Origin of the sequence: Pseudomonas sp. NPDC096950, assembly GCF_044762525.1 — a bacterium.
Classification (GTDB): domain Bacteria; phylum Pseudomonadota; class Gammaproteobacteria; order Pseudomonadales; family Pseudomonadaceae; genus Aquipseudomonas.
On record NZ_JBIWEL010000005.1, the window covers coordinates 123,889 to 146,564 of the forward strand.

Consider the following 22,676-nt stretch of genomic DNA (forward strand, 5'->3'; position numbering starts at 1 on the left):
ATTTGATGCAAACGAATACCGGTGCGGATCGAACTGAATTGCTAAACCTTGCCCATCAACTTGGCCAGCAATCAATTATCTCGGATTGCTCTGATGACGAAATCAACCGACTGATTGAATCCTTGGGTGACGACCCGGACATCATCGATGAATTTCAGAAGGGTATGGATTTACAGCAGGATGTTGAGCGCATGTACGTGGGGGAGCTCGTTGAGCATGGCTCTGCTCCTTATCAGAACAAGCGTGGGGCGAAGATGTCTTACTTTGTAACCCTGAACACCACGCGCGGGCCGAAAACCATATGGGGCATCGACCTCAAACGAGCATTTGCCGAAGGCGACGCCTCGGAAGGCGAGCAAGTCAAAATTGACTACTTGGGTAACATGCCTGTCGTTGTGGATAGCTACGTCCGAGATGAGCAGGACAAAATAATCGGGGTAGAAAAAATACAGACCATCAGGAACACGTGGAATGTTCAGAAGTGGGACAGATCCTTGCTCGCCGAATACATTCCGCAAGCGACGTCTAATGATGGCGTCGCGAATCTGAAAAGCGCCTCTGCTGGCTCGCCGGCAGGTATGTCTTTCGGTACTGGATTAGGTGCAGCTGCAAACAGTGGCGCACCAGTCCATAACCGCCAGCGCCTGAACAGCCTTACACAAGCCATCAACACGGGAGGGCAGGCCATATCCAGTGCGATGGCGCGATACTCAATGCAGCGTGCTGAGCGCGATCTGAGGGATGCCTTGGCGATGGCGAAGAGGAGTATCGTCGAACTTAGGGAAGAAGGATTTGACCGGGTTGAGCAGCCAGGTGCTGATCCAAAGGAAACCGAAAGCTTCGTAAAAAGCTATTTCGACGACCCAGCCAATCAGACAAAGCTTATTACGCTTGTTCAGACATTAGACTCTTTACAGTCGCATTGTGAGCGGGCGTTGAATCGGGGCCATAGGGTGGGCCTGGACTCTGATGCGCTTGAAACGTTAGCTGCTCACCCAATGCGCAACTTCATGTCCGAGAACGAGAAAATCCTACAAAACATTCAGTACGATGGCGAAAACCTCTACACCCGTCTCAACAATGGGTTTCAGTCTCTGTTAGAGGCCATCACGAGATTTTTCTCCAACATCACAAACAGCTTTGGCCAAGCTGATTCGAACGGTGCCAGATCCGGTCGAACCCAAAGCCTCAGGTAACGTGAACTGAATCAAGGGGCAGAGGAGAGCATCTGGCGGCCCCTTGAGAGATTGCAGGGCGACATTACACCGAATGGTCGCTCCGGTCGTAGTCTTGAAAAATGCCGTAGGTGTTTTCGGTCATGGCCACGTTTTACTGCTCGATCCGTGGGCAAAAATTGCCACTCTTCTGCTGCCGCAACCCCGAATCAACGGAGCGAAGGTGGAGCGCTGATCTTTCCCTCAACCTTTCGTGGATTGATCTTTGTTGTGTGTGCCGCGCTTGCGTTTCCAGAAAAAATGACGGCGTACCGAACGGGGAAAATTGATCGTGAGAAAATTAAAAAGTGTCATTCCAGCCCCAACCATGATCATGCATATGAGCAGCTTTAGTGGCATCACCATTGCTTCACCCATCGTATTGGGCGGGAAATCCAAATCGACGTTTGCGCTGACGTAAGTCCAGCTCAAGTACACAAGACCTAATAACGTCGGAACCGCTAGCAAGTGGGCGAGGATAGGAGCCCGTTTCACATATCGTTCAATCATTTCATTACTACTTCAATTGGGTACACATCAAGGGCTGCTAGTCGCGTTTTCCTCGATCACTTCGCCGCGGAGAGATAGCTGCCATCAGCACGACGCAACATGGTTCGATCACCAGAATGCTCAACCGTCCAGACTTCTTCCGACAGCCCATCACGCAACTCCACACGCACGGATACGGTTTGTGTGTCAGGACTGATAACAATGCAAATCGGCTTTCCTTCGTCTGGATCTGGCCCTACAAGCTCCCTCATACCTTTGTCGCCTGGAGGGCACTCCTGATAGCCAAAAACTGGTGCAGGTTGGCCATCCACAAGCATCTTGTAGCCCGGTTTGAAAACCAAAGTCATTGGAGACTGATCCGAGCTCTTGCCGACCTGTGCGCCTAACTCCTTCGCAGCATCACAACCCGACAGACCGATTAAGAGAGCCAAAACTAGCGGTACGGTTTTCATCGTTTTTCCTATTGTTCTGTATGAATGATTACCTTAGAGCCAGCGCCAGTGATAATTGGACTGTTCGCGCCATGCGTTGAGATATTGTTGGATGACGGCGCGCAATCGGTGCTTTGCCCCGGCGCGTAGATCTTCCCATTAATGACGACAGCACTGTTTTCACCGACAACGATTGGCGAGTTCGGCCCGGTGGTAACGCAGTTGTGCCCACCCGCTGCTCCCTTTGTGACAGGTACTGATTGAGCCATCTCATTCTCAAGATCGGCAACTGTCGCGTCTCCCGTATTTGCCAGGGCGCAAAGTTTTGCAGTGTCCCAACCTTGCCTGTCGAGATCCTGAAGGGCTTTCTTGGACAACGCGACCCCAGCCTCAGCGGCAGCGCAATCGAGCCTGAGCGTCGCCAGATCAACCGTTGGTGTCGCTGCTGGAAGACTCGCGGCAGAGGTGTTCAGACAGGTCAGAGCCAGCACAGCAATGTAGATTGGTTTCATAAAACTTTCCCCTCTTTGGTTGTGCAAGTATTCGGGAGAAATCTGGGCGTTTGCCTATTTCATGCTTTTTACCTATGGCTCGATGCCGTTAATCCAACCCGGTTCTTTGGCTTCTGCCAACCACTCGCGTAGCGAGCCAACGTCCTTGTCGGGCTCATCTTCTTCGCGCCAACGTTTATCAAGCATTTCATCACTGGCCAGGGTGACTTTGTAGTCGCTCGGATCCCAGTCTTCTTCATCAGCTATTTCGCGCATCAGCTCCAGTGCTTGTTCGGGAGAGGTTGCGGCGAACCAGTCGTAATCACCAACCTGGTAGCAGCCCAGAGGCTCGGACGAAACACCCGCTTCGCGTGCGACATTTCCAACGCCTAAAGCGTCAAGGATTTTTTTCTGCTTCTCGTTGAATCTGCTCATGAGCCTTTTCCTCTACCAAGACATGTAGTGTTCAATCAGATGGTCAGCGACACCAGATCGAGTGCCGCCACGGTTCATGCATCACTCAAAAATACCCTCGCCGCATGGCTCCGCGCGCCGCACGGGCTAGCCGGACAGCACGGGAAGGGGATTTGTTATACCGGCTAGCAAGGGACATAGAGACGGGCTTAGAGGTGGATCCGCTCAACACCGTCTGCATCGCAAGCCCGGTGTAGTCGTGGTATGCATCCAAACGGTCAGCCAAATCCTTGGGAGTGGCGGTGCAGCAACTGGCGCTCAGGAACAATGCGAGAAACCGATGGGCCCGTTCTCGCCAGCTTTCCCGCTCCAGCTGATCAACACACGCATGCCAATCATTAACCAGCCGGCGCATGTCGGCCGTGATACCGCGAAATTCTTTAACCTTCATGGCAATGACCTACTTCGCGCGAAACCATCTGTATACCTGCAATGGCTTTATATACCGACGTCATTATGAAATATATTTCCATCATTTCAAAGGAAATATATTTCATAAAAAATCGCCATTGTATAAGGGCTGCAAGCGAGAGAGCCGGGGAGTGAGGCTCCCTATGAAAGCGTCCCTCATTACGGGCTAAACCGCGACAGGGCGGGCTTGGGTACAGCGTGCGACAATTCCTATACCTGCGCCGCTTGAACAACAAGAGTATCTCCGTATGCACCAGCTCCGATTCGCGAGGTTTTGCCCGATGCAGTGAAGTACCAGGGCTTCGCATACGCGAAGGGGAACTTGCTGCTGCTCAGCGCGCCATACACGTCGTGAGTGTCGCGAGAGGCGTCAGAGAACTCCAGGGCCTGTTCTACCGGCACAATTTCATGAAATCCAGTGGTGACGTTTTTGAAAATTACGCTGCGGAATTCAATGGCCATGGTCTTTTCCTGGTTACTTCAGCGGTTGATGCAGAGGGTCTAGAGCCCTCCCAGTTAACTCGAAATAGCGATCCAACAAGGCTTTCATTTCTTCATGGAGCCGGGTCACTTGCTCGTTGTTACCGTGGTTGATAGTTTCGGCTGCGTTAACCCTGTCTCGAAGAGCGAAATATTTGGCCTTGATGCGTTTGCCCTCTCCTGGACGCATGATCTCAACCGCGTGATGACACATCCACATTTGAAACCTAAACCAGAGGGTGACCCACCAGTTCAATGGTGTGACGGCGTGTTGCAGAAGCCTTTTCAAGTGCTAATCCTTTTTGTAAATCACTGAGGAAACTACTCAATGCTTGCCGAGCGTATCGGCGCTAACATTAAGCACCGTTTTATTATTCACAACTTTCTGAATGGCAACAATCTCAGTATTACTCAACCCTGACTGATAACCATCGAAGGTCTCGCGCACTGAGTTAAACCGGCATTCCCCAACACAACGTAATGACCACAAGTAAGCGTTGTGAAAATCATTAGAGCGCTTATATAGCCTTGACAAATACAACGGTGCGATAATTGCGCCTTTCTTCCACGCCTTGACCAGATACGAAGCAGCTCTAGGGGTGTCTGCTGTAATAAAATCGCCCCCCTCAAGTAGCTTTGCGGCCGTAAAGTACATAGCAAACTCGTTGTTCGTATTTTCCCATGTTTGGCTATCCACTAAAGCCAAGAGTTTTGGTGCATATTCAGTTTGGATTTTGAGAAACGAGCTCCAGTTAAGACGCGAACTGTAAAGCTCAATGTAAGCGTCTGATTTTTTACTATCAAGCGCCTTCAGCAGAAGGGATTGTAGGATCGTATCTTCACGGTAGCCTTTTGGGCATCGGGTTGTGCGGCCACAGTGTTCAAACCACCTTATTTCCTCCTTATAGACTGTATACGCCGTCCATGGATCTTCAGTGGACAAGGCGCGGGCCTGAGCATTATCAAACTCCTGTTGATTCGCATCCGGGATGAAATAAAAGAGACCAACAATTGCAGCAACACAGCACATCAAACCCACAGCATAAATTGGAGCCGCTCGCATTAGTTACTCTCCTTCGTCAGAATGTGGTTTACCGTCGGCTCCATTCCAGCAGCTTTAAGTTGCTCCTCTAGAGCCACCTTACGAATTTGAATTTCTGTGTAAGAGCAAGCTTCCTTCATTCCCGAAAGCTGCTCGCGACTTATTACGTTCCCCGTGGATAATTGACCTTTTACTTTTACAGAAACACATGGCCATGCCATTGCTTTGGCTAGCATATCTGCGCTCACAGGCTCATCCATTTTGTCACAACCGACTAACATAGACGCTAAAGCAAGCAACATGAAAAAAATGCTTTTATTCATTAGCTGGTCTCTCTTCCAGCTCAAGGGTAGCGCGAGTGTCAACGCCTGCCGCTTTACGCTGCTCAATCAACGCCTCATATTCCAGACAGTCTTCCTTAATACTATCCATTTTGAAGCCTTTGATGACATCACCAAAAGCCAATGCATCTCGAACCCTGCTGGCAATACATGCCGAGGAATCAATTGCCTTTTTAATTTCTTTACCACTCACGGGAAGATTGCGATCACGGCTAAGATTACGATCTTCGCCGCACCCACCAATCAGCAAAATCACGCACACCAACCACAAGGCACCTAAACGTTCCATATATTGTCCACGTTAAAAATATATTACGAATAATGAAATATACTTCTCGCATAGTCAAGAAGTATATTTCCTTGTTAGTCAAAAGACCTAAGTATTTCCTTCACTTTTTCACGCTTACGCATATCGTAAATCTGGGTTGTTGAGAGATTCTTATGCCGGAGCGCGGCCTGGGCTGCAAGCTCACCTTCTTCTTTGATGATTCTGGTGGCCATCGTCCTACGTGCATCGTGCGGCCGGACGAGATAAGGCAAGTCTGCCTTAAGTGATCGCTCCATCATTAGCCGGTAGAGCGAGTCTGGCTTGATCCCACTTTTCAACACCTTACCGCCCTTCAAGATTCGACTGAAAAGTGGGCCGCGAGGCCCAACTAACTTGTTGCGAACCTCAAGCCAGGCGGCCATATGCTGTACCGCCAACGGGCTCATCGGAACCAACGACACATTGGCCCCCTTTGCCTTAATGCGGAACTCCGCTTCAACTAGATCGACCGTTTCTGCTTGAACACTCGTGGCTTCGGCGCGCCGGATCCCGGATCCGAAGAGGAGGGCGATCATAGCCGCATCACGAAGGCCCTGAATCCGCTCATCATCCATGCAGTTTTTCAATAGAGCATCCCGAAGATCGTTGCGGATCTCTCGTCCCCGACCAATCAGGTTGGTGCCACCAGACGCTTTGATCTCCTTGAGCATCATGTACTGGTGCGCGCTCATGAGATGGCGCATAAAGCAGGCGCGCGCAATCCCCTTGATCACGTAGAGACGTAACGAAGTGGTCTGCTTGGTGAGTTCTTTTTCCTTCCACTGATCAACGACGGCGGTCACCTTATCGCTGGTCAGCACGTGCCACGGTAACTGTTCAACCTTGAAGGGGTTGCCCTGACTATCTCCGACAGGGAAGCCCAAGTCATCAGCAAGCTGCTTCATGATGAACCGAACTGTCAGTTTGCTGGAAGGCTGCAAGCTTCGCATGAATGCTTTGCAAGCCTCTTCCACCTGGCCGATTGTCACATCAGCAGGGTGACTGACCATCTCATTCGACGTGGCAGACTGGATATGCATTATTTCAGTCGCCCAGGTATCACCGCGTTTCATTTCTTGTTGTTCATAAAGAAGCCCATCACATACTTGCTGAAGGTCTGCAAACTTTTGAAATCCGACAAGCGCTTGAAGGTATCGGACGTAGGCTCAGGGCCGGATGGACTGGCCGCTAGAGACACCGACAGTACCCGATCATTTGCACCAGTCAGCACCAACTCATCCATGGTAAATGAACCGATCATTGGACGCCGCATAACAACTTTGACCCCTTTGGTTGCCATCCAATTGATGATGCTCACCATTTCACTTAAAGCCTCACGTTCCTCGGCTCGATAAACCGGGAATAAATGACCGCGCGAGAGTACAGGCACACTTGCCACGTTGATGAGCTCGTAGAAATTTGTGCCCGGTGTAGAAGGGGAGTAGATCGCAAGTGCCAACACAGGCCCCTCGGTCTTGGTGCCGCCCCACAATAGGTTTTGGCCCTTGAAATCAAAGCCTTCTGGCTTATCGAAAGTCAGCAACTTGCGCCCCTTAGTTCCAACGACACAATCGAGCATCAACCCATATCGGCGCTTATCCTGGAACGCGGTTGATTCAACGAGGCGCGACTTCAGCATCAGCATGTGCTTCATATCAATGCGCGTTTCTAGGTAATTGCTGGCTGGTACGCGATCAACCAATGCATAACGCGCTGCGACCTTACGGAGTTCAGCGAACTGTTGAGTCAGCGTCTGCTTGCCCTCGGCGGAGTAGCTATTGAGACCGGACGCCTCAATTAACGTCATGAGCATGGAGACCTGGCGATGTTGCTCTCTCTGAGCAGGGCCATCGGCACCAGTGTTTCGAATCCTCTCAACGGCATCACCTTCAGAAACTTGCCGGAATTGGCCAATCAATTTCAGTGGTGAGTCAGGCGGCAGCATGATCGCCAAGCGCTCGGCATGAACTCGTACCGAGCCAGTCTCACGCTCATCTTTGGCAAATTCGCACCCGACGGCGTGGTCATGGGTCTCTGGGTTATTCACCATCGTGACAATGCCCGAACTGCTATCCAGTCGTACGTGCATCACCGGAAGATGATCATTCCTGCACTCGCAGGCAAGCCAATGGCCGTCAGAACGGATCTTGAGTAACGCCCGGTTTGCGGTCAAAAGGTGATAGCTCGTCAGGGAGCCGGCATGAAACCGCTGAAGCTGATCGAGTTCAGCAGGGGTCAAAGTACGAACAAGGTTCCCATTCTTCTCCATCAGACGCATGCGCACCTCCGGTGCCAAATAACTAACTAACTAACTAACTTATTAAATAACTCAGTGGATCTCGTGAATCGCCGTGCGTGCTGCTGATTATCGACTTACACCAGCACCTGGAACAGAAACCGGAAAGGCAGGATGAGAGGTGGGCCGTAGCGGATCACTGAACCCGGATGTCCATTCACAACCTCGAACCCTCCGGTAAGTAATCAAGCAAACCCGAAACCGGGCCAGCCCGGCCGGGCTTCCCTTGCCCTACCGGATAACTCCCTATAATGAACCTTTTAGGGAGTTATCCATACTCTTAAAGCTGGAGGCCCCGTAATCCGTGACCTCCAGCCCTTCCATCTGTGAATCCGCTCGTACGTGAAATCTGCATTGTTCGCAGGGGTAAGATACTCCACATTTCACGTAGGAGCGCGATTTATAAACGCAATTCCAGACCGTCGCCGAGATCAAAAAACTGTTGCGAGCGGAGTTCAGCCGCTGTCGATACTCTTTTTCAGGCTCGATCACGGTCATCTTGATCAACCACCTTCTCACCTAGGATCGCTTCAAAGCCATTGAGCAAGCGCCGAGCATCATGATCCGGGGCTACGCATACTGCATCTACAAAAAGCTCAGTCAATGCATCGAGTGTCGTCTCCGCGATGTAAACCTTGTCCTCAATCGTCATTTGATTGGCATGCAGCTGATTGGAAATATCCCGCGCTACAATCAAGCTCTGAATCTTTGCATTGATAAGGTCATCAGGAATTCTTCCGAGATCGATCAATCTTGAAAGCCCACCACAATAATCCTGCTCTGCCTTTCGCAAGGACAAGATCCGCTTTTCCAAATCGGCCCGGCCAATCAGTTGCAAGAGATCTATCAGTCCCTGCGAGGACATATGCTTCCAGAACTGATCAAAAAAACGAGACTCAAAAAATACCTTGACGCGACCAATATTCTCTTTCAACCAACTAATTGATCTATCCGTGTGATCTGTCCAGTAACAAAACCATAATCCAAGAGGAATGAGCCCTATCGCACTTGACCTGGTAAGAAGATGTTCTGAAAATACAAAATTGCCCGCCAGCACGGAGTAAGTTAGTTGCTGGCTTACGAAGTGAGATAGCTCAATTCTCTTTGCTTCAACGACCGAAAAGGCAAAATCTAGAACGTCATCAGCCTCATGTGGATCTAACTCATAAAGCGCCAGATTCGGGGTGCGTAGCAACAAGTCCGGACTATCCTCCCTCTTGCAATGGTCGATGAGGAGTTTGGTTAACCCCTTACGGCTAGCGCCAGGCTCAAAAGCTGCAACTGTCATTTCCATCAGTTGGTTTTTTGCTGTCATGATTAAGCTTCAGACCTTCAGTTGTAAATTCTTGGAAAGCTCGATGGAAACTCAACCTTCTCGAAAAAAGGAATCAGCTCAGCCCGGTTTATCTGCTGGCGGTCGAGCAGACACTCTGAGATTTCGGCGTGTATTTGCTTATTCATCGTCAGAAATTCTTTAAGCAACTTCAGCTGCCCCCCAAGCAAAGCTGCCTGGGCAAGTTCGTTTCGCTGCTGCTCTTGTAAGGTTTTTGGCTCGCAGTAATAAATCCCATAATCCTGCATTTGCAAGTATTCATGGGCCAAAGCCTGCCAACGAGCCAAATCACCAATTGCGCCGAGCGTTACTTGTGATGGCTTATTTGAGATGAGCGCCTCGCCCTCTCTGCCCGCCAACAGCATGATCATGAACCACTCTGTTAGTGCTTTAGAGTGCAGGCAACGCTCGTCTAACCCTTGAACGTACCCGAGGAGATTTTGACAGTCGGGCCGCTCATTGATTACCACACGTAGATCATCAGGAAAAACGTTGAGTGCAGCAAAACACATGACGTGGGCCGATTCATGGGCAGCTGTATATTTCTTATCCCTTGTGGTCGGCAGCAACGTGTTTCTGTGAAGCGAACTCGTGGCATATCCTTTACTAATAAGGTATTCGTATCCGCCTTTAGAATGGTTGCGGCTATTGCCTACCCAAAGCATTCCCGCTAAGAGGAGAACAACAAGCAAATATTGCGCAGCGGATTCGGGGGACGAAATCGCCGCCTCCAGTGCCTGATCACCATAATGGCCAAGTAGCCAAAGCATGCCGAAGTAACAAGCAATGGCTTTGATCACCTCAAGGTAACGCGCAGGCTCACCATTAATCCCGGCGTTGAAGATCGGCCGAAACGCGAAGAAAGCCAGCACCAGCACACCAAACCGCTGAAACCCCGAATAGACTGCCTCGGTGAATTCGGTTTCCGGTCGCTGTGTATCCTCAGCAAATAGGAGCGACACCACCAGATAAAAGGCACCAAGCAGGATTGCAAACCAACTTTGTTGGAAGTGCCTTTTTACAGCGAGGAACGCTGTTTTCCGGTAAGCGCTACCACGCAACACCAGGTCAGCCGACTGGTAGCCTATAAAAGAAGCAAAACAACTGGCATACGGTGATCCGCTTAACCAATAGACGATGAATCCTATCGCCAATCCAGCAGTGATGGCCAAGCACACGATCCGCGCCCGACTTTGCAATTCAACTTTGCCATTGGACATTTTGCTCCCCCTTTAGCCGAGTGATCAGGCAACCTTCAAACGGGTCGGGTAGTTGCTAAGCTTGGACTTGAGCGCCCGCACTCGATTTTCGAGGTTCTCTTTTGGAACCCCCTCCCCGCCATCAATTCGATACGACCCACGGTGATAGGTCACCAGTACCGCCCGGCCAGTTGCCTGCTCTTCGAGCTGGCAGAACAGCAAAGTCAACTTCCAATCCATCACAACTGCTCCATCTTTACCTGGCCCACCTACATGCATTCGAGTTCGGCCGATTGAAATTACACAATAGAAATTATACACGAGACATCGGTATAGTACAATTTATCCGTAGTTTCTGAGATTGCTATGTCTTCCGGGATTCTCGAATTTACAAGGCAGGCCGAGGCGCTGTTGAAAAGCCATGGCCTGGACACTGAGGCTGCAACCGTCAGAGCCACATTCCCAGTCACGTCATCGATTCAGGAAAAGGACGTATTTATGGATGAACTCCAGTCTCGGATCGCTTTGGGGAATGCCTTGGCCGCTTACCAGCTGCATGAGCTCTGGCATCAGTCGTCAAAGACCGGAGAGCCGATGCCCTACTTGCCTTGGGTAGCGCGTATGAGGGATCGCACAGCTACGACTGAATCTGCTGCCGTCCTCATGCGTCCATCTGGTTTAGGTGATCGTTCCCATATGCGGAGCGCGCTTTCGACGATGTTGGAAAAGCTCAGCGTGGACACTGAGCGCGCCCAGTTGACCGGGACGTTTGAAGAAACGTTCGTAGAAAAAAATGAATGCCGCCCTCCTCGCTAAGACGCCAACGTCAAAAAGGAAATCCGATGAATCCAAGAAACATCGCATGTCTGCTCATGCTGACACTGCCAGTGACAGCGCCCCACGCCTCAGCAGGTTTTCTCGCTAGCGAAGCCGGCGGTGTTGTGACAGAGCTAGCACTTGATGCCTTGAAAAAGAAAACGAGCAGCTCGACCCAAAATGGCCAAACTGCCCAAGCGACCCAGAAGTACAGCGTCGAGGCTGTGTTGGACGGCGACGCTATTGCAGTTCGGTCGGCGGACGGGCGCACCTCGTACCGCGTGCGCTTGGCAATGATTGATGCCCCAGAGAAGCAACAAGATTACGGAATGTCATCCAAGGCGTCCTTGACGCAACTCCTCAGGGGCTCCGCGAATATCAGCATTGAGTCATTCGGTCATGACGCCTACGGCCGAATGATCGGCATCGTTTTCGATGAGCGTCAGCGCAATGTGAACCTGCTCCAACTGGAAAATGGGGCCGCCTGGCTTTATTCCCTTTACGCAGAGAAACCCGCTTTTGCCGGGTACGTACAGAGCTTCAAAGCTGCTGAGCAACGTGCACGTATGCAAAAAATTGGCTTGTGGAGCAATCCAAGCCCTACTCCACCATGGAAATTCCGTAGAGGTTGAACCATGTCCAGCGAGCCACAAGAACTTGAGCTGATTGAAAAGTCACTGAAGGTAAGCCAGATCTACTACAAGACCCATGTGAACGCACCCGAGGCCCAGGCTTATCTCGAACAGCGAGGTATGAGCGTGCAAACCATATGGAAGTTTGGTGTTGGCTACGCACCGGATAAACTTCGGGGGTTGGTCGACCACTTCTCAGCTCCCAAAGTCAGAAACGCCGCGCTGGTCGGTGGGTGCCTCAAAAAACAGTCAAACTCAGAACGGCTACTGGATTTCTTCCGGGGCCGCTTGATGTTTCCGATCATGAATCATGACGGCGTGCTGTGTGGTTTTGGTGGACGACTGATAAAGCCGGGCCCCGACAGAAGTTTGATGGACGCATACCCGGACTTTGTTACCGGCGACATAAGCGTGCGTCAGGAGCTGCTACTCGATGCGGCTCAATCTTTATTCATGCAACCAGCAAGTACGCTGATCACCGTTGAAAAAACCAGTGAGCATTTCCAGGAATCTGGATTGCCCGCGCCCACTGCGACTGTGGCGGCGCAGCACCTATTGGGGCTCATGGAACGGGATGGCTTGATAAAAACCTCAGGTGAAGACAATTGGCGCGTTGTTCCCAAGCTCCCCAAGTATCTGAATACAGCTGAGACACCTCTCTTCGACAAGTCCGAGCTTCTATACGGCTTCTACCAAAATAAGCGGGAAATCATGGCCAGCGGGGAAGCTATTCTCGTTGAAGGCTATATAGACGTCACCTCCATGTCTGAGCACGGTTTTCCAATCGGCACAGCTCCGATGGGCACAGCCCTCACTGTGCAGCAGCTAAAGCTACTTCGCGACCATGGGGTTACAAATCTCTGGCTTTGCCTGGATGGCGATGCGGCCGGGTTGAAGGCAATGCATCGGAGCATGGAAGTCCTCCTACAGCATTACGACCCCACACTCAATGTAGGAATCATCCTGCTGAACGATGGCCATGATCCAGACAGTTTGCTTCGCGCGGAAGGGCCGGAAGCTTTCGCCAAGGCAAAAGCAAACGCAATCCCGCTCGATGAATTTATCCATGAAACGTGCACTCGCGAACTTCTCTGCTTCAAAAATGGTACACGCATCTCGCTTGAAGACCGGGCGCACTATCTGAAAGAACTGGAACTGTTTATCCAAAAATCCACTGGGGTTTTACGCGAAAAACTCGTTGATCGAGCAGCGGAGTTTAGCGGGTTGAGCACCAAGGATATTTACGCCCTGAACAACGTTCAAAACGTAGACGCCCTCATAGAGGAATGGCATCCGCTAGTGCTTTTGGCCAGTCGATGGATGGCTCATGACCAAACAAACAAAGTGAGGGCCCAGCTAAAAAACCTGGTATCTCACTCGCATGGTCTCGATGCGCTCGCCGGCCTCGCCAAGTCGCTTTCAAGCAACGCAGACCTCTCGGGTGATCAGCGCCAGCTTCAACAATATGCCCTTGCTCACGGCCCCCTTGAACCATCAGAGCTCAAAGAGCTTGCCGGGAAATGGGGCCCTTGGCTTCAAAACGTCGCCATGAGCGAGCTCATAACGAAGATCCAGGACAATCCGGCTGATACCCAGTCCACTAGGGCGTTTAAAAGCATGCTGAGAGTGGGTTGATTATGTGGGTGGCCATCTGCGGAGAGATTGGTGAGAGCAGTAACAAACTCGCCCGCAATTTGCTTCAAATCTATCCTCAGGCCTACGGAGTAGTGCTACCCACTACCACTGCTCCGCTTTTTAGTGGCGAGGTCAACGGACAGCTTCGGCACTGTGTGGATAAGCAAGAGTTCCTCACGCTTCTCGCGGCCAACCAAATCGTTGGTCACTGGATTGTCGGGGGTCGACATTCAGGTTTCAGCTTGGCCTCGATTCTTGCTGTAGAGGATCTAGGGCTACACCCAATCATCCAAATTGGCTCTCTTGTACTGCCAAAGCTGCAACACTTAGCCGAGACGAATTGTCGTGACCTGGTGTCGGTTTGGATTGAGGAGTGTCCTAGCCAGCTGGCAATGAGCTTAGATCGGCATATGTGCGCGATGCCGCCGCCGGTAAAGGCATCAATCGCAAAAGCTAGCCTCTGTCACCACTTACGACTGGCTCAACATGAATGGCTATGGAAGATGCCTCTTAATTACGACGCGCTGCTTGCAGCATATGAGCTTGATGAGCGACTAAGCCGGTACCCTCAGACTCAAGAAACCTCACAACCAACAGCCACGCCGATGGCTACCGCCGGGGTGTAAAGCCTTTCGAAGGGGGGGCTTGTGAGGTGTTGTTTTGAAGAACTTGAAGTATCTGCCTCAACGCTTGAGTCGAGTTCACATCCCCGCTTCTGGTCAACTCGCGCTCACTATTAGAACGTGAATCCGTATCGACGAGGGCACATCCGTTTTTTGCCAGGCGAGCTTGTAATAAGCTGAGAGTGTCACTTGGGACATGCAGTGCATGGATCGATGGATCCCCTTTTGAAAGCCCGAATACCAGCCTTCCCTCCCCACCTTCGCTTCGTCCATTGAGCAGGTACGCCGTAGCTCCGTTGGTGGCCAGATTCAAGGTAGCGGTATAGACGCTGACCATGCCGCTCAGCGGATCAAGAACACCTTTACGGTAGACGTCGACATCACCAATGAGACAGACCTGCACTGGAACAGCCTGGTGTGGAATTTTTTTTCCTATCGCTCCCTTTATCTCGTCCATCGTAATGATCCCAGCTGGCCTCCCTCCCGCAGTACATCTGAATGCAGCTTGCTCCCGCGACCACTCAAAAAACAGGTCAATTCCTTCGCGCGAGGATGACCGTATATTGACCGCCTTTCTTGACGATGCCGCCAGCGATATCCGTTCAAGGTGTTGATCATTGACGATCCAACTACACGTCCCCCCGCTTAAGCGAAGATGGGAATCATAGGAGTTGAGGGTGGTGTAAAGCATCGCAAGCTCTTAGAACATCCGTATCAGTACACAATACCATACATAGCTGGTAGCATTCCGAGTTGATCAGTTCATCCGGAGTTTCTATGGATTACGCATATGCCCCAAGCTCCTTGGATCGTCTTTCTCAGCTTCTTGAGCGTAGCGTCCATTCTCACGGCGTAGCCGCAATCAGCGTGCAGGAGCAGCCAATGCCACTGCACTTTGCCCTTGATGCAGCTGGCCCGCTCTTGCCGGCGCTGGTTATGCACGCTCAAGTCCTGCTCCACCTTTCCGGGATCAAAACCGGGAATGTGCCAGCAGCCCAGGCATTCCCCTTCACATTCGTCCAGAACGACTCACCTTACGGCAGTGAGGTGGTAGCCAAGATTTCTCCACTTGCCTTCACTCTCGCCTATCAGTTCATGGATACGTGCTTAGAACACGCAGTTTGTCTGGGTAAGCAGCACCTCGGTTACTCACCAGAAGAATGGAATCAGCTACCGGAAATGCAACGAGTGGTTCCAATCGAACCTTATTTCGCAAATCTGATGAACGACATCTTGAGACCGGAGCTGGAGTCTTCTCTTCCAGAAGAACTACTTGCAGCTTGGCCTGCGTCACTCGATCACAAACTCCTGAGCAAAGGTGCTTCCGATGAACAGCTCGAACGACCACAAGCCATCAAATTCCCTTCTGCTCGATGATTTGTTGGCCGGTGATCAGACCAAAAGCCTTGGGAGCTCCCAAACAACAAAGTCTGCTTCTCAACCAGTGGAGAAGGCTGGGGCACCCACACCTAAACCCGAGGGAAGCTCGAATCCAAGTCGTGCAGAACAACCCGTAAAGCAACCGGCCGCGCAGCCAGAACACACAAGGCAGTTGTCTATTGATCCAGACGTGCTCTCGGACAAATTCATTGCTGAGGCCAACGCTGAGTACGAAATAGATACGGCTATCAAGGCGGCGGCGCATACAGTCCAGGTGCTAGGGCCATTGATGAGCGCCCTGACAAAGTGGATCGACCCAAACGTTGATCTTGATCGCACCACGCGGATCATGCAGCACGTACTCGCTCGCGTACGTGATGATGCGTTGCATGTTGCGAAAGCAATGGACGTACCGGCTGATGTATCGCCTGCATGGCTTACCTCGCTGATCTCCGGTTACCTCATGCCAATTTTCGTGAACAGCATTGATCGGGGAAATGGCACCGTTACCGAAATTGGAAAATCGGACTATCTCCTCCCCTTCATCGCACTTGCCGGTGATGTTAAGAACATCACAAAGTCCGGAATTCCGGACACCTCACTGGAATGGAATTTGTCCATCGACTTGGCAGGCGCGACATCAGCAGTAATGTTGGAATATGCAGCGTTTCCGTACTTCATCAACGACCCTCAGCGTGTCTCTCAGGCAGTCACAGAGTTTCTAACCGAACGAGTTGTTGCAGGAACACTGACGACAGTTTCTGAACGGTTCGAACTCAACTTAAATGAAAAAAAGCAACTTGGTTCGATGCTACTTCAGCAATCGGGGTCAATTCTGTCTGAATGCTGGAAAAACGGCATTCCAGGTGTCTTGAATGAAATGAAGCTCTTGCCCATAGAAGACAGAAGGGAAATCCTTTTGGATGGGTATCCGTTGGATTCCATTTTCAGAAGCTTCGAAAATATTTATCAAGGAATCGAACTCGCGACAATTTCATCTATCAGCGCCCTGTCACCTGGCCGCGAAGTCCAACAAAACAAACCGACAGCCGGACAGAGAATGCGGTAATGAGAATTCTTATAAGCGTGTTGCTGATTTTACTCACACCAGTAACACATGGTGCGCAGCTAAAGCCTTTGACCGCAGAGTGCCTTAACAGAGCAGCAAAAGCATATTCGTTCCACCCGGACATATTGCTGGCAATTCTCTGGGTTGAGGGTGGTTCTGTCGGGAAGAACAGCCGCGCCAATAAGAATGGAACATATGACATTGGGCCTTTCCAACTCAACTCAATGCATCGTAAGACCATTAACGACCTAGGTTTCTCCGAAGATGAGGTCAGGAATGACGGTTGTGTGAATGTAACAATCGCGGCGTGGCATCTAAGGAAAATACTGCCTCCAGAAAAAGAGGCAGAAATACACGATGAAGATTCGTATTTATCTGCAATTGCCAACTATCACTCGGCAACACCTGAATACAACAAAATTTATGCTGGCAAGCTCAAAAAAGCATTCGAGCATTTCTACAATGAGGACGCTGAAGAATGAGCGATGATTACAGCCAAGGAAAGTCGACCTTTTCAGACATTCTGATACCCCTCTCGCTGGCGATCATCTTTCCAGTCGTGCTATGGCTATTACTGCGAGTTCCAGTTCTCTGGGCATCACTGTACGCTTCTTACTATTCTTTTGGAGTTTATGAACATTTGCCTTGGCTGATGAGCCAATCGGAACTCCGTGAAATCATCAACGCCCGTGCCGCGATTCCAAAAATGCGTGCAGGGGATTACGGTATCGTGACTCTTTTTAAACTCTTCGCTCAGCATGGTTACATATGGCGATGGGTGATGTGCCCTTTGATGATGTGGTGGGGATGGTCGACCTACAGGGGTGTAGCACGCTTTCGCTACAGAAGTGAGATTCGGAACGTATACGACCTTATTGAGATTCAGGCACAGCACTTTCCAGCTTCTGCGATCATTCGCGGCAAAAATCTGTTGTCTCAGCATCCGTATATTGGCCCGTGGGCTACTTACGCAATGCCACTAGACTTTGCCCTTGATCATGGATTTCTCTGGGCGTCTAAGACACCTGTGGACTCTGACAGTAAGTTGGATCGACAGAAGATGGTCAAACTTCCTGCATTCTCACCAGATCTCAAGCTCAAACCCTTCCGCGTAAAGCGTCGTCAGCTTCCAAGCTTTCAGAACGTTGCCTTCGATATTCAGCGTGCCGATAAGGTTTTCTCCGAGCAGTGCGGGGGCCACTGGACTGGATATGAGGCCTTGCCACCACTCATAAAGGCCTTGTATGCCATCTTCGTAACACAAGCTGCCGGAGAGCGGCTCGAAGCCTGGAAGATGGTCGAACAAATTGCGTTTTCCTTCAAAGAAGCCACGTATGACAAGTCAGGTCAAATCATTACACCCCATAGCGCGAATACGGATGGCATTAACCAACTATTGCAGAAATACGCTTCGAAAAGACCTGTACTGGAAGTAATTGAAAGACACGCTCATACGGTCAACGTACTGGTTGAGACACTCGCGCTCGCACGGAAAAAGGGACGATTAGTCCACGCAAATTTGCTCTGGCTGAAGCCCGTAAACCGAACACTCTGGTACGCAGTATGCGGTCAGGGAGGTCAATGCCCATATTTTGAAGCCAACGGGCCGTGGGCACACGCCCAGATAGAACGCCTGTTGGGGAAAAAAATTCCAATCCCGCAAGTCTTGGGAGCAATCGAAGGTATGCGCGATCAGTTGTCACGGGAGCACTGGATCGACCCTGAGGAGTACTCAGAGGAATTTGCACGTAAGCAGGTAACCGAGGCTAACGCCAAGTTGGATAAGGCCCGCCAAGAGCAAGAAAAGAAACAAGGCAATAAGGCTGGGGCAAACAACACCCTTTCCACGCTGTTCGAACAAGCACCGGCTAAGAAACCAGCTGCTGCGGCGACTGCACAAACAAAATCGAGTGATGAGCCCTAATCATGAGCGGAGCCATTCACGAACGCTTTGAAATCAAGAAAGACACATACATTGTCGATCCACGTGGTCTTTGGACTAAAATCTGGGACTGCTTTCAGTACCCGTGGATACCACTTGCTTGGTCAATTATATCGACATTGATCATCGCAATATTCCCTGCATTTATTCCTTTTGCGCTATTTATATTTGCCCTACTTTGGTTGGCGGTAATTACAAAGCCCGACACACTTCCAATTCACCTGCCAATCTCCGCCAATAAGAACGATGTAAACGACCCGAAACCGGGGGATGGCAAAGGGTACTACAAGGCTAGAGGTTCGTTCTATCTTGGACGTATCAAGAAGTTTGGCTGGCAAGTTTGGGCCAACTTCGGTGCACTAACCCAGCACTTTTTGATCCTAGGAACTACAGGCTCGGGCAAAACTGAAAGTATCATCTCGTATATAACCTGCTACCTGTCCGTCGGTTCAGGCGTAGCGTTTCAGGATGCGAAAGCAGCACCTAAGACACTAGTTCAAGTTGGCACAGTCGCCCGGATTTTCGGTCGGGACGATGATGTAAGGAACACGAACTATATTACTGGCCTCACTTCCGAGAAGCGCGACTTTGCAGAGCGGTTATCTAACGATGCCGCAGTATTTGCTCGCGGCTCGGCTGATAGCAATACACAACTCCTTGTTTCTCTCATGCCCCCTAGCGAAGGTGAAAACAAGTTGTTCTCTGAACGTGCAGTGGCACTTGTGTCAGCGGTGATGCCTGCACTAACGGACTTGAGAGAACTGGGCAAGCTGCAAATTGACCCAGCGGTACTCCGAAGCAACATGGCTTTCAAGAACTTTGTAAGCTTGTATCAAAACAACAATATTACAAAGCGATCTCGTGACGCCCTCCAAGCTTATCTACTGTCTTTACCAGGCTACGATGAAGAAGTAGCAATTAACGCACAACCCGAAGAGGTAACGCGTCAGTTTGGTTTTGCCCAAGCCTACTTCACCCGCTCTCTTTCAAGTTTGTCGGATACATATGGGCACATTTATATGGTGGGCCAAGGCGAGATCGACTACCAGGATGTTGTCTTAAACGGCCGAATCTTAATTACTTTGCTCCCGAGTATGGAAAAGTCTGGCGAGGAACTTAGTAACCTCGGCAAAATAGTTTTGACGGCAACGAAAAACGGCATGGTTGTAGGCCTTGGTACAGTGTTTGAAGGTTCGGCCGAAGACATTGTTCACAACCTTCCGACAAACAGTGAAATCCCGTTTGGCGTGATAAATGATGAGAATGCTTATATGCTCATCGAAGGTCAGGAAATTCTAAACGCTCAAGCTCGCGGCCTCGGTTTCGGAATTATGACTGGGACACAAGATGCTCCCGGCATGCTCGAAAATATATCTAAGACAACCAAACAAATCCTCGCAAACTCCGCTTTTAAGCAAATCATGTACATCGATGATAAAGAGACAACACAGCTTGCAATTGATCTGGCAGGCGAAGCTGATGTCTTGGTTCGTGGCGAGTACGAGCGAATTGGTGACATGGGGAGCGTTTTTGCTGCAAAAGGCGTGAGACTTGAAAGTAAAGGACGTATTTCTGAGAAAGCAATCAAGGCGCAACGTCTCGGGCAATCATTCTTGTCGTATCAAGGTAAGGTTCACGAAATTCAAGGCTACAACCACGGGATAAAAGATAAAGACTCCAACCAGCTCATGAGATTCATTGACTTTTGGTACCCCGTGAGGATGCCAAAGACCAAGATCCCAAATGAGGAAACCATCCTCAAATATATGAAGTGGAGCCCGAATAAAAATTGGGAAGAGCTTCTGCTGATGCTTCGTGACGATGCCAGACAGATGCTCAATGAAATGACTGAGTACTTCTCAACTCAGTTGATCATCGACTCCATAATGGAACTCTACAAAGATCAGTCATCCACGATCCTGACGGAACTTGTCGTCGACGATGAGCAGTTGATCGACACCAACAAACCGACGGGGCTAATCAGCCACATAATCGAGGCCGCCCCAACCTCGTATGCAGAAACCTGCGCCATGTGGTCGCATTTGATGGAAAACAGCAACAGTGGCCAATTTGGTGTACAGAAGCTGGCAGAAGCCTCAGGGCTCAATGCGTTCGACGACAGCGACCAGGAAGACATTGATCTGTCGTTGTTGAACGGCGGTGGCAGCACGGGATCTGGAGGGGGATCTGCAATGAATGCACCTCCACCATCTGGCCAGTCCGCCCTCGCCGACTTCCTCGGGGCTGAAGTGTTTGTCGAGGTTCAGGATGACCACTCCGAACAAGAGCTGGTTGTGCCAGATTCACACCTGGAAGAATCAGACATGTTTTACCAAGCCACTCTCGAAGCGCCTGCGGAGCTCTCGCCTATGGCAACGGCCGTTGAACGCTCTATGAGCTTCATGCCGTGGATGGCATCGGCAGTGGAGTACGAGGAAGTGAAAACGACCCTGCACGAAACGGAGCTGTTCTTCAACGGTGGCGATGAGAGTGCAGCGGCGGCCGCCGTGAACCACTCACTTTCGGTGATCAGTGAAGGCTTGGACTATCCAGAGACAGAGAGGAACGCGGTTGAGCCTACGGAGAAAGAAAGGCTCAAAGGTCTATTGAAGAGCTGGATTAACCATAAGTAAAAGCTCGCGTGCTTTGCCCTGCGCAAATCAAGGCAAAGCACGCGCAATGTAAGCTGGACGCTTAGGTTTCACATAGTCCTCGGCGAGGGCTGTGATATGGCTTGATCCTGCGGCTTTTTGGTTACTGGCTAAAACAGAAGAGAATCCGCACATTATCCGCGCTCCCCAACTGCGAGAGTTGCTCAAGGTGTTCGAAGTATCGGCGTCCTAGCGCCTCTTTTAGAGGCATGGTGTCAAGGGGATCATCATGCGAAGTAACCTGGGTCTCATAGTCAACTTCCCGCAACTCCGCCGCGCTGAGCCACGACAGGCCAAACGTCTCGTCGCGATACCGATTCGCAACTTTCTGGGCAACAGTTTCGAGATCTTCATCTGAGTGGAACCAGCTTGCGGCTCCCCCCCCCTAAAATTTCCCTCAGAGCTGCATCCGAGGCATCTACTGGAAAACCACGATCCGGAGCGATGGGAATGACTCCGTGCTCACGTGAACGCACACCAGCGAACAGTGAGTACATTGTATAGTTCTGCCAGAAAAACGCGTACTGAGTGAAATCGGATGCGTCATGCCCTGGCCAAGTTGGATCGTTAGTGAACACGGCAGCTTCACTCTTCTGCCATCCGTTAGGCCCCCGTATTTCTACAACCGTACTGATGTAATCGCCCATTAGGTTTCCCTGTTAATTTCAAGGCCAACGCCCAGCTCTATAGTGACAAAGCCCGCGTCTATGCGGACTGTGGCGTCAAAATCCATCTTTTAAAGTTATTCAGCCGTTTTCGGGCGCGGTTCAACGCATCGGCGCTTTAGTAGGACTGATGGATTTTCCGTAGAGCGTCGCCAACCTGTTGCCCCTGCCCGCCTCCAGAACGCCTCAGAAGGGTCTTCGATTTTGATCCAAACCACACCATCACTACCCGGAGGTCTCATCACATGAGTGGTGCCGTCTGGGGCCTCCGACCAATCCGCAATTGGCTTCGGATGGCGGCGATATTCGGTACGTGCTGAAGGGTACCCATCGAGAATTTTCAGGTCGACCACGCGACGCTCCAGTTGGCCTGCCGCTTCTAGGCGTTCGCAGCGATACGAAGGTCTAGCAACCGGTGCGTGCGCCACGTCGAACCAGCCAGCCTCGGGAAGCTCGTTTAAGGCTGCACGATCTGCTGCGGTAAGTGGTTTGGATCTTCCGGATGTCATGAGAACTCTCTTGTGTATGGTGTGGCCTGGCATATCTGGTGGGATTTACTAAACCTTCCGAACGCCAGGCCAACCTCCCAAGAGTAAAAGTGTGAGTCCAGTCGAGAATGGTGCGATCAGGCAAGCAATTGATGGTGCACGTCGTTGATGGGGAAAAAAACCAATGTTCGCTATACCGGTGGCGATCACAAACATTACCCAGAACATGAGCGCCAATGCCACCCC

26 protein-coding genes are annotated in these 22,676 nt (G+C 50.8%); 10 read left to right on the forward strand and 16 right to left on the reverse strand.

What is annotated here, in order from left to right; all coding sequences use genetic code 11:
- Nucleotides 1–5: 5 nt before the first annotated feature.
- Complete coding sequence (locus ACIQY3_RS11430) at nt 6–1,196, forward strand: hypothetical protein (RefSeq protein WP_403019400.1); 1,191 nt, start codon at nt 6–8, stop codon at nt 1,194–1,196.
- A gap of 222 nt (nt 1,197–1,418) precedes the next feature.
- Here the strand turns inward: ACIQY3_RS11430 and ACIQY3_RS11435 are convergent, their stop codons facing one another.
- The 15 genes from ACIQY3_RS11435 to ACIQY3_RS11505 form a co-directional block, all read right to left on the reverse strand.
- On the reverse strand, nt 1,419–1,724 hold the full coding sequence (locus ACIQY3_RS11435; protein ID WP_403019402.1) for a hypothetical protein: 306 nt from the start codon (nt 1,722–1,724) through the stop codon (nt 1,419–1,421).
- A 56-nt stretch (nt 1,725–1,780) separates the two neighbouring features.
- Nucleotides 1,781–2,176, reverse strand: coding sequence for a hypothetical protein (locus ACIQY3_RS11440; RefSeq protein WP_403019403.1), 396 nt, complete (start codon nt 2,174–2,176; stop codon nt 1,781–1,783).
- Between the two features lie 8 nt (nt 2,177–2,184).
- Complete coding sequence (locus ACIQY3_RS11445) at nt 2,185–2,667, reverse strand: hypothetical protein (RefSeq protein WP_403019404.1); 483 nt, start codon at nt 2,665–2,667, stop codon at nt 2,185–2,187.
- A 72-nt stretch (nt 2,668–2,739) separates the two neighbouring features.
- Nucleotides 2,740–3,081, reverse strand: coding sequence for a hypothetical protein (locus ACIQY3_RS11450; protein WP_403019406.1), 342 nt, complete (start codon nt 3,079–3,081; stop codon nt 2,740–2,742).
- Between the two features lie 85 nt (nt 3,082–3,166).
- The gene (locus ACIQY3_RS11455; RefSeq protein ID WP_403019407.1) at nt 3,167–3,511 is read right to left on the reverse strand and encodes a hypothetical protein; all 345 of its coding nucleotides are present in this window, start codon (nt 3,509–3,511) and stop codon (nt 3,167–3,169) included.
- Nucleotides 3,512–3,741: 230 nt separating this feature from the next.
- Nucleotides 3,742–3,993: a hypothetical protein gene (locus tag ACIQY3_RS11460; RefSeq protein ID WP_403019408.1), complete on the reverse strand. Its 252-nt coding sequence runs from the start codon at nt 3,991–3,993 to the stop codon at nt 3,742–3,744.
- A gap of 13 nt (nt 3,994–4,006) precedes the next feature.
- Nucleotides 4,007–4,300 (reverse strand): hypothetical protein, encoded by a 294-nt coding sequence (locus tag ACIQY3_RS11465; RefSeq protein WP_403019410.1) that lies wholly within the window; start codon nt 4,298–4,300, stop codon nt 4,007–4,009.
- 36 nt (nt 4,301–4,336) lie between these two features.
- Complete coding sequence (locus ACIQY3_RS11470) at nt 4,337–5,074, reverse strand: hypothetical protein (protein ID WP_403019412.1); 738 nt, start codon at nt 5,072–5,074, stop codon at nt 4,337–4,339.
- Nucleotides 5,074–5,376: a hypothetical protein gene (locus ACIQY3_RS11475; protein ID WP_403019413.1), complete on the reverse strand. Its 303-nt coding sequence runs from the start codon at nt 5,374–5,376 to the stop codon at nt 5,074–5,076. The genes ACIQY3_RS11470 and ACIQY3_RS11475 overlap by 1 nt, the downstream gene beginning before the upstream one ends.
- On the reverse strand, nt 5,369–5,683 hold the full coding sequence (locus ACIQY3_RS11480) for a hypothetical protein (protein WP_403019414.1): 315 nt from the start codon (nt 5,681–5,683) through the stop codon (nt 5,369–5,371). The genes ACIQY3_RS11475 and ACIQY3_RS11480 overlap by 8 nt, the downstream gene beginning before the upstream one ends.
- 74 nt (nt 5,684–5,757) lie before the next feature.
- Nucleotides 5,758–6,774, reverse strand: a complete 1,017-nt coding sequence (xerC, locus tag ACIQY3_RS11485) for a tyrosine recombinase XerC (protein WP_403019416.1) — start codon at nt 6,772–6,774, stop codon at nt 5,758–5,760.
- Complete coding sequence (locus ACIQY3_RS11490) at nt 6,771–7,979, reverse strand: hypothetical protein (RefSeq protein ID WP_403019418.1); 1,209 nt, start codon at nt 7,977–7,979, stop codon at nt 6,771–6,773. The genes xerC and ACIQY3_RS11490 overlap by 4 nt, the downstream gene beginning before the upstream one ends.
- A gap of 496 nt (nt 7,980–8,475) precedes the next feature.
- The gene (locus ACIQY3_RS11495; protein WP_403019420.1) at nt 8,476–9,312 is read right to left on the reverse strand and encodes a hypothetical protein; all 837 of its coding nucleotides are present in this window, start codon (nt 9,310–9,312) and stop codon (nt 8,476–8,478) included.
- Nucleotides 9,313–9,329: 17 nt separating this feature from the next.
- Entirely contained in the window at nt 9,330–10,550 is a 1,221-nt protein-coding gene (locus tag ACIQY3_RS11500) for a hypothetical protein (RefSeq protein ID WP_403019422.1), read from the reverse strand.
- A gap of 24 nt (nt 10,551–10,574) precedes the next feature.
- Nucleotides 10,575–10,769 carry a hypothetical protein gene (locus ACIQY3_RS11505; RefSeq protein ID WP_403019424.1) on the reverse strand — a complete coding sequence of 65 codons (195 nt, stop codon included), beginning with the start codon at nt 10,767–10,769 and terminating at the stop codon, nt 10,575–10,577.
- A gap of 258 nt (nt 10,770–11,027) precedes the next feature.
- Between ACIQY3_RS11505 and ACIQY3_RS11510 the strand changes: the two genes are divergently transcribed.
- From ACIQY3_RS11510 to ACIQY3_RS11525, 4 genes are read left to right on the forward strand one after another with little or no spacing between them, the layout of a single operon-like run.
- Entirely contained in the window at nt 11,028–11,345 is a 318-nt protein-coding gene (locus tag ACIQY3_RS11510; RefSeq protein ID WP_403019425.1) for a hypothetical protein, read from the forward strand.
- A 26-nt stretch (nt 11,346–11,371) separates the two neighbouring features.
- On the forward strand, nt 11,372–11,977 hold the full coding sequence (locus ACIQY3_RS11515; protein ID WP_403019427.1) for a thermonuclease family protein: 606 nt from the start codon (nt 11,372–11,374) through the stop codon (nt 11,975–11,977).
- A gap of 3 nt (nt 11,978–11,980) precedes the next feature.
- Complete coding sequence (locus ACIQY3_RS11520) at nt 11,981–13,612, forward strand: toprim domain-containing protein (protein ID WP_403019429.1); 1,632 nt, start codon at nt 11,981–11,983, stop codon at nt 13,610–13,612.
- A 2-nt stretch (nt 13,613–13,614) separates the two neighbouring features.
- Nucleotides 13,615–14,238, forward strand: coding sequence for a hypothetical protein (locus ACIQY3_RS11525; protein ID WP_403019430.1), 624 nt, complete (start codon nt 13,615–13,617; stop codon nt 14,236–14,238).
- Here the strand turns inward: ACIQY3_RS11525 and ACIQY3_RS11530 are convergent.
- Entirely contained in the window at nt 14,222–14,926 is a 705-nt protein-coding gene (locus ACIQY3_RS11530) for a hypothetical protein (protein WP_403019431.1), read from the reverse strand. The two genes, ACIQY3_RS11525 and ACIQY3_RS11530, sit on opposite strands and share 17 nt — an antisense overlap.
- Nucleotides 14,927–15,012: 86 nt before the next feature.
- On the opposite strand from ACIQY3_RS11530, the gene ACIQY3_RS11535 reads away from it, so the two are divergent.
- From ACIQY3_RS11535 to ACIQY3_RS11555, 5 genes are read left to right on the forward strand one after another with little or no spacing between them, the layout of a single operon-like run.
- Nucleotides 15,013–15,612 carry a hypothetical protein gene (locus ACIQY3_RS11535; RefSeq protein ID WP_403019433.1) on the forward strand — a complete coding sequence of 200 codons (600 nt, stop codon included), beginning with the start codon at nt 15,013–15,015 and terminating at the stop codon, nt 15,610–15,612.
- Nucleotides 15,563–16,684, forward strand: coding sequence for a hypothetical protein (locus ACIQY3_RS11540; RefSeq protein ID WP_403019435.1), 1,122 nt, complete (start codon nt 15,563–15,565; stop codon nt 16,682–16,684). Before ACIQY3_RS11535 ends, ACIQY3_RS11540 begins: the two co-directional genes overlap by 50 nt.
- Entirely contained in the window at nt 16,684–17,166 is a 483-nt protein-coding gene (locus ACIQY3_RS11545) for a lytic transglycosylase domain-containing protein (RefSeq protein WP_403019437.1), read from the forward strand. Before ACIQY3_RS11540 ends, ACIQY3_RS11545 begins: the two co-directional genes overlap by 1 nt.
- Nucleotides 17,163–18,608: a hypothetical protein gene (locus tag ACIQY3_RS11550; RefSeq protein ID WP_403019438.1), complete on the forward strand. Its 1,446-nt coding sequence runs from the start codon at nt 17,163–17,165 to the stop codon at nt 18,606–18,608. The genes ACIQY3_RS11545 and ACIQY3_RS11550 overlap by 4 nt, the downstream gene beginning before the upstream one ends.
- A gap of 2 nt (nt 18,609–18,610) precedes the next feature.
- Nucleotides 18,611–21,259 (forward strand): hypothetical protein, encoded by a 2,649-nt coding sequence (locus ACIQY3_RS11555; protein ID WP_403019440.1) that lies wholly within the window; start codon nt 18,611–18,613, stop codon nt 21,257–21,259.
- The last annotated feature ends 1,417 nt before the right edge of the window (nt 21,260–22,676 follow it).

Excerpts from the sequence above, each read along its gene's own strand:
- ACIQY3_RS11495 (WP_403019420.1), bottom strand. The coding sequence starts at position 9,312 with ATGACAGCAAAAAACCAACTGATGGAAATGACAGTTGCAGCTTTTGAG.
- ACIQY3_RS11505 (WP_403019424.1), bottom strand. The coding sequence starts at position 10,769 with ATGGATTGGAAGTTGACTTTGCTGTTCTGCCAGCTCGAAGAGCAGGCA.
- ACIQY3_RS11535 (WP_403019433.1), top strand. The coding sequence starts at position 15,013 with ATGGATTACGCATATGCCCCAAGCTCCTTGGATCGTCTTTCTCAGCTT.
- ACIQY3_RS11520 (WP_403019429.1), top strand. The coding sequence starts at position 11,981 with ATGTCCAGCGAGCCACAAGAACTTGAGCTGATTGAAAAGTCACTGAAG.
- ACIQY3_RS11450 (WP_403019406.1), bottom strand. The coding sequence starts at position 3,081 with ATGAGCAGATTCAACGAGAAGCAGAAAAAAATCCTTGACGCTTTAGGC.
- ACIQY3_RS11470 (WP_403019412.1), bottom strand. The coding sequence starts at position 5,074 with ATGCGAGCGGCTCCAATTTATGCTGTGGGTTTGATGTGCTGTGTTGCT.
- ACIQY3_RS11550 (WP_403019438.1), top strand. The coding sequence starts at position 17,163 with ATGAGCGATGATTACAGCCAAGGAAAGTCGACCTTTTCAGACATTCTG.
- ACIQY3_RS11515 (WP_403019427.1), top strand. The coding sequence starts at position 11,372 with ATGAATCCAAGAAACATCGCATGTCTGCTCATGCTGACACTGCCAGTG.
- ACIQY3_RS11545 (WP_403019437.1), top strand. The coding sequence starts at position 16,684 with ATGAGAATTCTTATAAGCGTGTTGCTGATTTTACTCACACCAGTAACA.
- xerC (WP_403019416.1), bottom strand. The coding sequence starts at position 6,774 with ATGAAACGCGGTGATACCTGGGCGACTGAAATAATGCATATCCAGTCT.
- ACIQY3_RS11500 (WP_403019422.1), bottom strand. The coding sequence starts at position 10,550 with ATGTCCAATGGCAAAGTTGAATTGCAAAGTCGGGCGCGGATCGTGTGC.
- ACIQY3_RS11510 (WP_403019425.1), top strand. The coding sequence starts at position 11,028 with ATGGATGAACTCCAGTCTCGGATCGCTTTGGGGAATGCCTTGGCCGCT.
- ACIQY3_RS11475 (WP_403019413.1), bottom strand. The coding sequence starts at position 5,376 with ATGAATAAAAGCATTTTTTTCATGTTGCTTGCTTTAGCGTCTATGTTA.
- ACIQY3_RS11490 (WP_403019418.1), bottom strand. The coding sequence starts at position 7,979 with ATGCGTCTGATGGAGAAGAATGGGAACCTTGTTCGTACTTTGACCCCT.
- ACIQY3_RS11445 (WP_403019404.1), bottom strand. The coding sequence starts at position 2,667 with ATGAAACCAATCTACATTGCTGTGCTGGCTCTGACCTGTCTGAACACC.
- ACIQY3_RS11540 (WP_403019435.1), top strand. The coding sequence starts at position 15,563 with ATGAACAGCTCGAACGACCACAAGCCATCAAATTCCCTTCTGCTCGAT.
- ACIQY3_RS11430 (WP_403019400.1), top strand. The coding sequence starts at position 6 with ATGCAAACGAATACCGGTGCGGATCGAACTGAATTGCTAAACCTTGCC.
- ACIQY3_RS11435 (WP_403019402.1), bottom strand. The coding sequence starts at position 1,724 with ATGATTGAACGATATGTGAAACGGGCTCCTATCCTCGCCCACTTGCTA.
- ACIQY3_RS11455 (WP_403019407.1), bottom strand. The coding sequence starts at position 3,511 with ATGAAGGTTAAAGAATTTCGCGGTATCACGGCCGACATGCGCCGGCTG.
- ACIQY3_RS11555 (WP_403019440.1), top strand. The coding sequence starts at position 18,611 with ATGAGCGGAGCCATTCACGAACGCTTTGAAATCAAGAAAGACACATAC.
- ACIQY3_RS11460 (WP_403019408.1), bottom strand. The coding sequence starts at position 3,993 with ATGGCCATTGAATTCCGCAGCGTAATTTTCAAAAACGTCACCACTGGA.
- ACIQY3_RS11525 (WP_403019430.1), top strand. The coding sequence starts at position 13,615 with ATGTGGGTGGCCATCTGCGGAGAGATTGGTGAGAGCAGTAACAAACTC.
- ACIQY3_RS11480 (WP_403019414.1), bottom strand. The coding sequence starts at position 5,683 with ATGGAACGTTTAGGTGCCTTGTGGTTGGTGTGCGTGATTTTGCTGATT.
- ACIQY3_RS11440 (WP_403019403.1), bottom strand. The coding sequence starts at position 2,176 with ATGAAAACCGTACCGCTAGTTTTGGCTCTCTTAATCGGTCTGTCGGGT.
- ACIQY3_RS11530 (WP_403019431.1), bottom strand. The coding sequence starts at position 14,926 with ATGCTTTACACCACCCTCAACTCCTATGATTCCCATCTTCGCTTAAGC.